The sequence below is a fragment of the Actinomycetota bacterium genome, from assembly GCA_018333515.1.
GTDB lineage: Bacteria > Actinomycetota > Aquicultoria > Aquicultorales > Aquicultoraceae > Aquicultor.
On sequence record JAGXSZ010000022.1, the window covers coordinates 79,696 to 91,616 of the forward strand.

Sequence of the window (11,921 nt, forward strand, 5' to 3'; positions counted from 1 at the left end):
TAATAAGTGTTTACCCCAAAAACGGGAACGACCCTTTCGGCATGCGTCCCTTGCCCCGCACGCTCCCGAGCTGTTTTAGCATCTTCTTGGTCTGAGCGAACTGCTTGAGCAATTGGTTTATTTGGTGCGTGTCCGTCCCGCTCCCTTTCGCTATGCGTTCGCGACGGCTGCCGTTTATTATATTGGGTGTTAGCCGTTCTTGGCGTGTCATCGATTGTATTATAGCGCGGATACGCGCCAAGTCTTGGTCGTTGACCGCAATATCTTTAGGCAGTTTACCCATGCCGGGAATCATCTTGATAAGTTGGTTTATCGGTCCCATCTTTTGCATCTGCTCCATCTGGTTGAGAAAATCCTCGAAGGTGAAATCCGCTCTGCGCAGCTTATCTTCCATCTCCCGCGCTTGCTTTTCGTCGATATTGGCCTGCGCTTTTTCAATCAGCGTCAGAATATCGCCCATGCCCAAAATCCTTGAAGCCATGCGATCGGGGTGGAACGGCTCTAGGCTGTCCATCTTCTCGCCGACGCTTACCAGCTTTATCGGTCGCCCGGTCACGGCTTTGATGGAGAGCGCGGCGCCCCCTCGGGCGTCACCGTCGAGTTTTGTCATCACAACGCCGTCGAAGTCGAGGCGTTCGCGGAACGATAGCGCGACATTTACAGCGTCTTGGCCGGTCATCGCATCGACTACGAGCAAAATCTGATGGGGCTTTACTTCTCTTTTGATTTGCTCCAACTCTTGCATCATTTCATCGTCGATATGGAGGCGGCCCGCCGTATCGACGATTATGACGTCCGAGCCTTTCTGGTTGGCGGCCCTGACACCGTCTTTGACTATCGTCAGCGGCGCGGTCGACGGGTCGTCGCTATAAAAGAATATATTGTTTTCTTCGGCAAGGGTTCTCAGCTGGTCGATCGCGGCCGGCCTGTAGACATCGGCGCCGACCAGGAACGGTCGTTTGCCGCTCGACTTCAGGTGGTGCGCGAGCTTAGCCGAGGTCGTCGTCTTACCAGACCCTTGCAGTCCCACCAGCATGATGATGCTCGGCGGTCGCGGGGCGAAACTCAGCTTGCTCTCGGTCGAGCCCATCAACTCGGTCAAACCCTCGTTGACTATCTTTACGACTTGCTGGCCGGGGGTCAGGCTATCTAGGACTTCTCCGCCGATAGCGCGCTCTTTTACTTTGGAAACGAAGTCTTTAACGACCTTATAGTTGACATCGGCTTCGAGCAGCGCAAGGCGAACCTCGCGCATGGCCGCGTCGACATCCTTCTCGGAGAGCTTTCCGCGCGATTTTAGTTTGCCAAATATGTCCTGTAGCCTTGTAGACAGATTATCGAACACTAAAATCCCTACTTTTATAGGAAGTAAATGAAATTCAGCCGGGAAGACTATTCCCAGCCTTGTTCATATTATACCAGGTAGTAAATACTGTCAAGGATTTGGATGGGGGCGCGAAAACATGGATTAAACCGCATCGCAGGTCACGCGGATAATCCCACAGGGTCAGGCGCTTTAATCATTGGAAGGCTGTGCGGCATCCCTCTTGGCGAGAAGTTCGGCCGCATGGGCGGCTCTCAGGCGATGGTAGGCGAAAGTGACGAACAATCCGTCGATTATCGCGGTGCTGACATTGACGAAGGTCAGCACCGGCCAGAAAAGCGACGTCTCTTCCCCGATACCGGCCATGGCAAATGTCGGCGTAACGACTACAAACATGAGAAAAAGGAGTTGTATGAAGTGGCCGCTGACTAACGCGCGGCTTCTTTTGAGTCGCGGCAGTATTCCCTTGGCGCTATCGAAGACGGCGACGGGAGTTATCAGCGAGAACCATACGGAAAACAAGATAGCCGGCACGAGAAAGATAGCGCCGAGCGCATTTGCCGACATGATGAGCAATCCGATAGCGGCCGTGCTGTAGGTTATGATAATGGCGACGAGATTCACGGAGAGCAAACGCGGATAGAGTTTGGCCGCTGCTTTGAAGGCATTGGATAGGCTCGGCGTGGTCGCTCCGGCATCGCCCCCTACGAGGACCGCTATATAGCCGCGAAACCAGACGCCGGCGAGGAAAACGGCTCCGGCTTCAACAAGAATATAGTTTTCGATCTTGATGTCGCCGCCGGTGGCGGCTCGGAGATCGACAGCGCCCATCGGAACGAAGACGCTCAAGAGATAGCTGACGATATCGGCGAGCCCGACCGATAGACATGCTCCCGCGACTATTACAATCCAATGCTTATCGAAGAAGTAAAAAGCATCCTGGAAAATACTGAATAGAATAGGCTGTTTCTTGCTCATGCGGATAATGTACCACAACTATGCAAAATGCTCACCACTTACCGTCGATAGCGGTTCAAAAAAAACGGCGGTACCGCGCCGCCCGGCCGCAAACCGCCGTCGAAGCGAGCACGTTAGATCAGATCTTTGAGCGCTTCGGCCGCTCCCTCGTAACCGCGCTCCAGCGACCTGGCAAAGGCTTGCCCCGCGCGCTTTTTATCATCGAGCCGGATATATGAATACCCGATCCAATAATACGCGTAGGCATTGTTGGTATCGAGGCCCGCCGATATCTCGTGCTCCCGAATCGCTTCGCGATAGAGTTCTTTTTCGAGATAGCATGAGCCCAGGTTGTAGTGTGCGTTGGCATTCATCGGGTCGACCTCGATAATCCTAGCGTAGTGGTGTTGCGCCTCATCAATCAGTCCGCGTTCGAATAATATGGCGGCGAGGCCGAAGCGCGCTTTTATCATCGCGGGGTCTATCTCGACGGCTTTTTCGAAATACTTTGAAGCCCGGTCGAAATCGTATTTCTCGTAATAGATTCGCCCTATCAGGAACCACGCGTCAGAGTTGCTTCGTTCTATGAAGACCGCTTGCTTGAGATTCTTCTGAGCTTTGCCGAATTGCTTCAAGTTGTAGTGGATGACACCGAGCGCGTAGTAGTTGAGCGCATCGTTCGGATTGGCGGCGATTGCCAGCTCGATCTCCTCTTTGGCCATGGCAAAATTACCTTGGCTGACGTGTCTTTGAGCGCGGATTTGCGACTCGTTGACGGTCTCTTCGCTCGAAGCCGCGATTGAATATATGACCGCTCCCGCCGCTAAAAATACCGGTACCGCTACAATGTCACTCGCCTTATGGATGAGGGCGGGCAGCGCTAGAGAGAAGATATCCGCTATCGAGCCGCCGAGAACGACCAAGAGCATTGTTGCGAAGACGGCTGCTCCTATCAGGTACTTCCGTTCGGTTTTCCCGCGGTACTCGCGGATGAGGATTACGATGGACGCGATGATCGAAATATTAACCGCCACTGCAAACGCGAGTTTCATGTTGTATGGCCTCCAAAATTTTTGTGTCGGCTACGGGTTATATGCGGCATCAACACCTGTCGCCTGTGAGCTGCATATATGTTCTATCGGATTAAATTCTGGAATCTTTAGGGACAAAGTCCGCTGCGGGTTGGCGCGGCAATAATCAATTTTAAGGCGCGCTTAAGAGCCGATGAGCGCCTCTATAAACTCGTCCGCGTTGAAGTCTTTGAGGTCGTCCATTCCTTCACCGACACCGACATATCGGATCGGTATGGCCAGTTCGTCGTGGATGGCTAAAATGATTCCGCCCTTGGCGGTGCCGTCGAGCTTTGTCAGCACGATTCCATCGACGTCGAGCGCCTCGTCGAAAAGACGTGCTTGCGCTATACCGTTCTGGCCGGTAGTCGCATCGATTACAAGCAATGTCCGAAGGTCGGCATCGCCTTTTTCGCGCTCGGCGATGCGCTTAATCTTCTTGAGTTCCTCCATGAGGTTGACGTAGGTATGGAGCCGGCCGGCCGTATCGATTAGAAGGACATCGGTGCGCCTCGCGGCGGCGGCATGGATAGCATCGTAGACGACGGCGGCGGGGTCGGCTCCGCGCTCGTGTTTTACGATATCGACACCCATCCGTTTAGCCCAGATATCGAGCTGCTCTACGGCTGCCGCCCTAAACGTATCCGCCGCGCCGAGCAAGACCGATCGCCCCTCTTTGACAAAACTTCGCGCCAATTTCGCGATGGTGGTCGTCTTTCCGGTGCCGTTGACGCCGACTATCAGGTAGATGCGCCGCCCGGCGGCATGGTCGAGAGTTTGCGGGGCTTCAGTCTTCAGAATGCGGGTGAGTTCGCTTTTGAGCAGGCCCATCACCTCTCCCGCGTCGCTGATTCTCTCGCGTTCCACAATGTCGCGCACGCTGTCGATGACCCGCATCGTCGAATGGATTCCAAGGTCGGCCTGGATTAGAATGGATTCAATCTCGTCCCAAAGTTCTTCGTCTATCTTGCCGTGCATCGTCAAGAGCGTGCTGATTTTTCCGACGATATTCTCTCGGCTCTTGCTCAGACCTTTTTTGAGGCGCGCAAACCAGGATACGTCCTCTTGGTCGCTCTCTTCCTCGAAGACATCTTCGGGCTCGACATCGGCTTCTTCGAGCACTTCCGGCTCTATTTCGGCCGCCTCATCAGTCGCCTCTTCCGCGGCCCGCGCAGCCTCATCGACTTCTATAGCCTCAAGCTCTTCCGCTTCACCATGTTTTTCTTGACGCCTAAACCATTTCACTCGATCAGCACCTCAATCGTTTATGTCACTCAATGCGGCTTTTGTCTCAGGGATTTTGCAGCTCATATTTAATCTCCCGTAGCTCAGGGCTTTAGCCCTGATAATCGCATATGCATGGCCGTTATCAGCCCTAAAGGGCTGAGCTACGATCAGTTAAAATCCCTGTGTCTAATCCATGAAAATCCTGCAGGAGATTATTATCATAACATATGGCATTTTGCCTGCACAGACTAGCGACGCCGACGAAGCCGGCTGTGGAGTTAAGCAGTGCCTACGGTGACTTCGCTGAATTTCTGTGAAATCAGACGGGAGACTCCGTCGGCTTGCATGGAGACACCGTAGAGCGAATCGGCTACCTCCATCGTCCGGCGCTGGTGGGTCACGATAAGGATTTGGCTGTCCCTTCGTATTTTGTTGACTAGCGATATAAATCGCCGCAGGTTGATATCGTCGAGCGCCGCCTCGACCTCATCGAGTATATAAAACGGGCTCGGTTTAATCTGGTATATCGCGAACGAAAAGGCCAGTGCGACGAGCGATTTCTCGCCGCCTGAGAGCAAGGAGAGCCTTTGCAGCTTCTTGCCGCCCGGCTGCGCTATGATGTCGACCCCGCTGTTGGCGACGTCATCGGGCTCACTAAGGATAAGTTCGGCCTGGCCGCCCGGAAAGAGCGACTCAAAGACCTTCTGGAAACTCTCGTTTACCAGCTCGAAGGTGTCGACGAACTTAGTCTGCATTTTTTGTTCGATAGCGCTGATGACCCTCATTAATGCGCGCTTACTCCTCTGTAAATCCTGAATCTGGTCGGTAAAGAACGCATATCTCTCCTGAAGTTGCTCGTACTCCTCGACCGCGATAGGATTGACCGGCCCGAGCATCGCTAATTTTCTGCGAACCCCCGACGATTCGGTCTCGGCTTCTTCGCGCGAAATTCCAAGGTCATGCTCGAGCGCTTTTTCGAGGGGCACATCGAATTCGTCGACGACTTTTTGAACCGCGGTCGTCACTTTAAGCTCGAGCTGTGCCTTACCGACTTCCAGTTCGTGTATGCTCTTGACCGTCGCTTCTATACGGTCACTCAGCCTGCTTATGTGGAGTTGGCTCCGGCGCAGGTCTTGGCGGAGATCCTCGAGTGTTCCCTCCTCAAAGGCAACCATCTCCGATATCTGATCGTGCCTGAACGACACCGACTCAACGAGCATCCCATAGGCGGTTTTGAGCGGCAATACTCTTGCCTTAAGCGCTTCGATAAAGCCTAAGAACCGGCGTTCCTGCTCCGTTTGCTCGTCGAAGGTGTGTAGTTCCTTGCTAATATTGTTAAGCCTGCGCGCATGGTTTGCGTCTTTATCTTTTATGGACTCTATGTCCACCTCAAGCTTTCCGAGGTCCAGTCGTAGCTTTGTTTCGTCCTCCAGCCACGCATCGCGCGTCTTCACCGAGTCGTCGAGCTTGAACTGAGTCGAATAGAGCTTATCCCGATGGAGCTTCAATTCCTGCTTGATTTTGAGTATGTCCTCGCGGTCTTGCTTAAGGTTCGTCTCCAGACCGTCGATCTTGGAGCGCATATCTCTTTCGCGACCGGCTATACGCTCAATCTCCGGCTCCATGTCGGCGAGGGATTGCTTCAGTTTAGATTGTTCAACGCGTTTGGCCTGGATAACCGACCAAATATCCGCTTTTTTCGATTCCCGGCTCTTCAGCATATCAACGAGTTCCCGGCGTTTGTCACGGATGTGCGCCATCTTTTGCTCTACCGCGTTCCGCGCGTCTCCCAGCTCCCTAAGCTCCCTCTGGTAGCTGAGTATTCCCACCGCCTCACTCGCGGCGCCAATAATTACCTTGCCGTTAGGGAGAACGACTTCGCCATCGGTCGTGACGATTATCTCGTGGTCGAGTTTCTCCTGTAGCCGTAGGGCCGAATCGATGCCCGAGACGATGTAGACGTGACTCAATAGCGCGCTGATGGCGAATTTGAACTCATCCGGGTACGAGACGACTTCGAGAGCCCATGTCGCTAACGGCAAGGTGTCGTTCGGAAGCTTAAACCGCGCCCGGTCACTGGTGATGAACGATGTTATCCCAGCGGATTCGCGATGTTTTGCGCGTACGATACCTTCTAGGTCCTCGGCGTCTTCGAGGATGACGCAGAATATATCGCCGCCGAGGACCGCCTCGATAGCGCGTTCATACTCCGGTTTTACCGTAATAACATCCTTGACGAGGCCCAACAGGCTCGGTATCTCTATCGAGCCAAGGGATTGCACTATATCATCACCGGTCGGAAAGGAGTCTATGATATCGGCCAGCGCTTGTATTCGCGCCTTTACGCCGGCTTGTTCCTCGCGCAACACGCTCTCCGATTCACGGGCGTCTTCCAGCTCCGCGGACAACCGCTCCGAGTGCATACTGTTTTCGTTGAGCTGAAATTCAAGTCGGGAGAGTTCGATGCCGATCATTTCGATTTCGCGCTTTTTGTCCTCGACACTCTGATACAATTTCGCTTTGTTCTTTTTCGCGTACGAGAATTCCTCCCTCAAGAACTCGAGCTGGTTCTCGGCCGTCTGAATCGCGAGTAGTAAATCACCGATGGAGCGCTGGTAATCTTCGGCTGCGCGCGTCTCGGTCTGCGATTTGACTTTGAGGTTGCTGATGTCGGCCTCCAGATCGCCCCGCTTCTTCTCTAGGGCTTTGACTTTGTCTTCGAGGTCCACAACAGAGGTTTCGTTGGCTTCTAGCGCCGACGCGAGGCCTGCCCGCTCCTTGTCTAACCATCTCTGTTGGTCGTTGAGGCTATGTTTTCGCTGTTCAGCTTGGGATATGTTGTGTCGGATATCGCCAATTCTTTGCTCGATGTTCTTAAACTTCTCCTCCAGAACGATAATACTTGAACGCAGCCGCTCTTCGAATGACTGCAATTTCCTTCGTTTCTCACTTATGTCGCCGGAATAGAAATTCTTCGTTTCGAATTCGAGTTGGAGCTTCTCGGATGTTCCATGTTCGCCCGAGAGTTCCTTTTTGAGCGCACTTAGGTCCCCGCCGAGCAGGGTCTCCTTGGCGATGACCTCTTCCCAGTCCCGCTGCAATTCTTTGAGGTCCATGACGGCGAGGCTTACTTCCAGTGTGCGTAATCGCCGGTTGAGCGCAAAATGTTCATGGGCTTTATTGGCCTGGCTTTGCAACGGTTTGAGCCGGCGCCCGACTTCTTGCGAGATGTCTTTGGCGCGCTGCAGATTTTGCTCCATAGATGAGAGCTTTTTTATGGCGCGCTCCTTTCGCCTCTTATGCTTTAGAATTCCCGCCGCTTCTTCCAGAAGATTTCGCCGCTCCTCCGGTTTGCTGCTGAGAATCTCTTCGAGACGGCCTTGTCCAATGATAGAGTATAGGCCCTTGCCTAAACCCGAGTCGGACAGGAGTTCCTGAATATCGAGGAGCCGACACGGGGAGTTGTTTATGTAGTAGTCGCTCTCTCCCGAGCGATAGAGGCGCCTCGTTATGGTCACTTCACTAAACTCGATCGGCAGCGTACCATCGGTATTGCTGAGCGTAAGGGAGACTTCGGCCATACCCAACGCGGGCCTTGCCGCACTGCCCGCGAATATAACGTCCTCCATCGAGCCGCTCCGCAACGTTCGGGCGCTCTGTTCACCTAAAACCCACATCACAGCATCGCTGATGTTGCTCTTACCGCTCCCGTTGGGCCCGACGATAGCGGTAACACCCGGCTCAAAGCGGAGTATTGTCCGTTCTGCGAAAGACTTAAAGCCACGTACCGTCAACGATTTTAGCTGCAATTGTCGCTCTCCCCATAATGCTATTATTTAGACTTTCCCCACGATATTACCGGTCATGCCTGAGCTTATTTAACGCTTCATTGGCCGCTTCTTGCTCGGCCTTCTTCTTGCTCTTACCGACGCCGCCCCCGTACAACTGGTCGTTCACATAGACTTTTACCATAAAACTTCTATCGTGAATCGGCCCGAATTCTTCGACAGTGCGATATCTCGGTATGTTGCCGTATTTGGCCATAACCAACTCTTGAAGTCTCGTCTTCGGGTCGCCGAAATGCCCTTTCGAGGCCCTATCATCCACCAGGTCGGAGAAGTTTGCAAGAATAAAAGCCTTCGCGGCGTCCATGCCCCGGTCGAGGTAGATAGCGCCGATAATGGCTTCGAGCGCGTCACCCAAAATCGAGACGCGGGTCCTACCCCCGGTCTGCTCGGCGCCTTTGCCCATAAGCAAGCATTCTCCAACATGTAAAGTCTTGGCGACATCGGCCAAAAAATTGGCGTTGACGACGTTCGCGCGAAGCTTCGCTAAATCTCCTTCGTTCAAGTCGGGAAACTCATGATAGATATACTCGGTGACGCTTAAGTTGAGAACGGAGTCTCCTAAAAACTCGAGCTTCTCGTTTGTCTCGGGCAAGTCTTGCTCGAAGCTGTACGACCTGTGCGTCAGCGCCTGGAAGAGTAACCGCTTGTTTTCAAACTCCACATCCAGGTATGTTTCGGCCATGGCGATGTTTTCAGGTAACGACATCTTCTCAACCCCTTTTGCGGGCTGCCCTAAAAACGTATGGCACATAGCTCATAGTTAATAGCACTCGTCATCATCTATGAGCTATTAGCCATTATGTCTCGGCGAAGCCCTAATCGAATAAATTAAATCGCAACTAACGCGTATATTTCTTAATTATCAAGCATGCGTTATGTCCGCCAAACCCAAATGAGTTCGATAACGCCACCGAAATATCCTCGTAGACGGCCGTATTCGGGACATAGTTCAAATCACATTCGGGGTCTGGGCTTTCCAGATTAATCGTCGGCGGCACGGTACCGCGATCAACGGCGAGCGCGCACGCTATAAGCTCCACACCGCCGGCCGCACCGAGCAGGTGCCCCGTCATCGACTTGGTCGAGCTTACCGGCATATTATACGCATGCGCACCAAAGAGACTCTTTATGGCTCTGGTCTCAGCTACATCACCGACCTCTGTCGACGTGCCGTGGGCGTTGATATAGTCTACCTCTTCGGGTTCGATAAGCGCCTCGTCGAGCGCCATCCGCATAGCCCTAATCGCTCCGGAACCGCTCGGGTCCGGCTGGGTTATATGGTAGGCGTCACCCGTCGCACCGTACCCGATTATCTCGGCGTAGATTTTCGCGCCCCTTGCCAGCGCGTGTTCGAGTTCCTCGACGATGAGAATACCGGCGCCCTCCGACATGACAAATCCGTCTCGTTCGCTATCGAACGGCCTGCTCGCCAGCGCAGGCTCGTCGTTTCTCGTTGAAAGGGCCCTGGCGGCGCAGAACGCCGCAAGCCCCAGCGGCGTTATCGATGCCTCGGCGCCGCCGGTTATGATGACGTCCGCGATATCGCGCTTTATCGTCTCGAAGGCTTCGCCGATGGCGTGGCTGCTCGAAGCGCACGCCGACACCGTGCAAAAGTTCGGCCCCTTGGCTCCGAATATGATAGAGATGTGGCCCGCGGCCAAGTCGGTTATCATCATCGGAACCACGAACGGGCTCACCCGTCGCGGACCTTTTTCTCGCAAAATCTGGTATTGCTCTTCCATCGAGCCGAGGCCGCCGATACCCGATCCGACTATGACGCCGGTCCTATCGGCGTTATCCTGGGTTATCGTAAATCGCGCGTCTTCGAGAGCGAGCGCTGTACCTGCGACCGCGAACTGCTGAAACCGGTCCATCCGGCGCGCTTCTTTCGCTTCGACGTAGTCGGTCGGCTGAAAATCGGCGCACTCACCCGCGATTGTCGTCGTATATCCCGCCGTTGAAAATCGCTCGATTTGCTTGATCCCCGATTTCCCGCCGATGATGCTCGACCAGAATTCTTCCAGCCCCACAGCGCCCGAGGTAAGCGGCCCCATCCCTGTGATGACGACCCGTCTACCCATAGGTGCTCACCGGCCTCGTCGCGAGGTCGTACTCCTCGACAAGCCGCCTGAAAATCTCTTTTACCGAGAGTATCTCTTTAATCTCTCCAATGCGCTCACCGCAGAATATCAAGCCGTTCTCGAGGTCGCCTTGTTGCGCTTTGACCAACACATCTATAATGCAGAAGTTCTTCTTACACTCCTTGAGACACTTTTTACATTTGACTTTCTCCTTCGGCGCGTCCTCATCCAGGCCCATCAATTTCTTAACGAACGGACTATTGAGGGCGCGGCCGGGCAATCCGACCGGACTTTGAATTAAAAGAACGTCTTCCGGCTCGGCGGCGATGCACGCTTCCTTCCAGGCCAACGCCGCGTTTGACTCTTCGCTTATCGCGAAACGCGAACCTATCTGCACGCCGCTAGCGCCCATGCCGAGCGCTCTCGCCATGTCGCCGCCGGTTAAAATGCCGCCCGCGGCGATTACCGGTATGTCGACCGCTTCGACTATGCTCGGCAGGACATCCCAGGTAGACTCTAGTGTTCCCAGGTGTCCTCCGGCCTCTTTGCCTTCGAGAATAACCGCGGCGGCTCCCAAGCGTTCGGACATCTTCGCGGCCTTAACCGATGATACTATAGGCACAAATGGTATATTCGCCTCCGCGCACCACTTGAAGGCGTCGCGGGAGAAACCCGCCCCCGCCACCACCAGATCGATTCGCTCTTTGATCGCGGCCTTGACAAGGTTTGCGAATTCCGTAAGCGCTACCATGGCGTTTATACCGATGATGCCTTTGCTCATCTTTTTGGCGGCTCTAATGTTCTCAACTAGCTCGGGCGGCTTCAATCCAGAGGCGGCAATAAGCCCTATGCCGCCCTCATTGGCGACAGCCGCCGCCAACTTGGCCATCGATATGCGAACAGCCATGCCTCCTTGCACAACGGCCTTGGATGCCGTCAAATCACCTATGCGCAGGCTTGGTAGACTCATATAATTCCTTCTTCTTACACATTAATGACTATGATAAACGCGGCGATGATCAACTCGCATCCAACTCCCGAACTCTTTCATAGTCCGCACTTTCGGACTATTCGGCTTACCTAAACCGAGCCCCTGTCACGCGCATTACGTCTTGTTCTCAACATAATCTATCGCGTCCTCAACGGTCGCGATACTCTCCGCATCCTCATCGGGAATCTCGATATCGAACTCTTCTTCCATCGCCATGACAAGCTCGACGATGTCTAAACTGTCCGCACCGAGGTCTTCTACAAATGAAGTCTTTCGTGAAATCTCTTCGGCGTCGACGCCTAATTGCTCGACTATGATGTCTTTAAGCTTCGCAAAAAGCTCCTCGTTTGCCATAAAGACACCTCCTTTCGTCAGATATATATTTACTTGCTTACAAATTGTATATGCTCTCCCCCATGCGGC

9 protein-coding genes are annotated in these 11,921 nt (G+C 53.7%); all 9 read right to left on the minus strand.

Going from position 1 to position 11,921, the window contains the following annotated elements; genetic code table 11:
* Positions 1-10 precede the first annotated feature (10 nt).
* A complete protein-coding gene (ffh, locus tag KGZ93_05070; protein MBS3908981.1) occupies positions 11-1,345 on the minus strand; it encodes a signal recognition particle protein in 1,335 nt (444 codons plus the stop codon).
* Positions 1,346-1,516: 171 nt separating this feature from the next.
* Complete coding sequence (locus tag KGZ93_05075; protein ID MBS3908982.1) at positions 1,517-2,302, minus strand: hypothetical protein; 786 nt, start codon at positions 2,300-2,302, stop codon at positions 1,517-1,519.
* Between the two features lie 113 nt (positions 2,303-2,415).
* The gene (locus KGZ93_05080; GenBank protein ID MBS3908983.1) at positions 2,416-3,333 is read right to left on the minus strand and encodes a tetratricopeptide repeat protein; all 918 of its coding nucleotides are present in this window, start codon (positions 3,331-3,333) and stop codon (positions 2,416-2,418) included.
* 162 nt (positions 3,334-3,495) lie between these two features.
* The gene (gene ftsY / locus KGZ93_05085) at positions 3,496-4,596 is read right to left on the minus strand and encodes a signal recognition particle-docking protein FtsY (protein MBS3908984.1); all 1,101 of its coding nucleotides are present in this window, start codon (positions 4,594-4,596) and stop codon (positions 3,496-3,498) included.
* Positions 4,597-4,856: 260 nt separating this feature from the next.
* Positions 4,857-8,387, minus strand: coding sequence for a chromosome segregation protein SMC (gene smc, locus KGZ93_05090; protein MBS3908985.1), 3,531 nt, complete (start codon positions 8,385-8,387; stop codon positions 4,857-4,859).
* A 46-nt stretch (positions 8,388-8,433) separates the two neighbouring features.
* A complete protein-coding gene (gene rnc, locus KGZ93_05095) occupies positions 8,434-9,132 on the minus strand; it encodes a ribonuclease III (protein ID MBS3908986.1) in 699 nt (232 codons plus the stop codon).
* A gap of 133 nt (positions 9,133-9,265) precedes the next feature.
* Entirely contained in the window at positions 9,266-10,507 is a 1,242-nt protein-coding gene (gene fabF, locus KGZ93_05100; protein ID MBS3908987.1) for a beta-ketoacyl-ACP synthase II, read from the minus strand.
* Positions 10,500-11,477, minus strand: a complete 978-nt coding sequence (locus KGZ93_05105) for a nitronate monooxygenase (GenBank protein MBS3908988.1) — start codon at positions 11,475-11,477, stop codon at positions 10,500-10,502. The genes fabF and KGZ93_05105 overlap by 8 nt, the downstream gene beginning before the upstream one ends.
* Before the next feature lie 135 nt (positions 11,478-11,612).
* Positions 11,613-11,852, minus strand: coding sequence for an acyl carrier protein (gene acpP / locus KGZ93_05110; protein MBS3908989.1), 240 nt, complete (start codon positions 11,850-11,852; stop codon positions 11,613-11,615).
* Between the last annotated feature and the right edge of the window lie 69 nt (positions 11,853-11,921).

Excerpts from the sequence above, each read along its gene's own strand:
- acpP (MBS3908989.1), bottom strand. The coding sequence starts at position 11,852 with ATGGCAAACGAGGAGCTTTTTGCGAAGCTTAAAGACATCATAGTCGAG.
- KGZ93_05075 (MBS3908982.1), bottom strand. The coding sequence starts at position 2,302 with ATGAGCAAGAAACAGCCTATTCTATTCAGTATTTTCCAGGATGCTTTT.
- rnc (MBS3908986.1), bottom strand. The coding sequence starts at position 9,132 with ATGTCGTTACCTGAAAACATCGCCATGGCCGAAACATACCTGGATGTG.
- fabF (MBS3908987.1), bottom strand. The coding sequence starts at position 10,507 with ATGGGTAGACGGGTCGTCATCACAGGGATGGGGCCGCTTACCTCGGGC.
- KGZ93_05105 (MBS3908988.1), bottom strand. The coding sequence starts at position 11,477 with ATGAGTCTACCAAGCCTGCGCATAGGTGATTTGACGGCATCCAAGGCC.
- KGZ93_05080 (MBS3908983.1), bottom strand. The coding sequence starts at position 3,333 with ATGAAACTCGCGTTTGCAGTGGCGGTTAATATTTCGATCATCGCGTCC.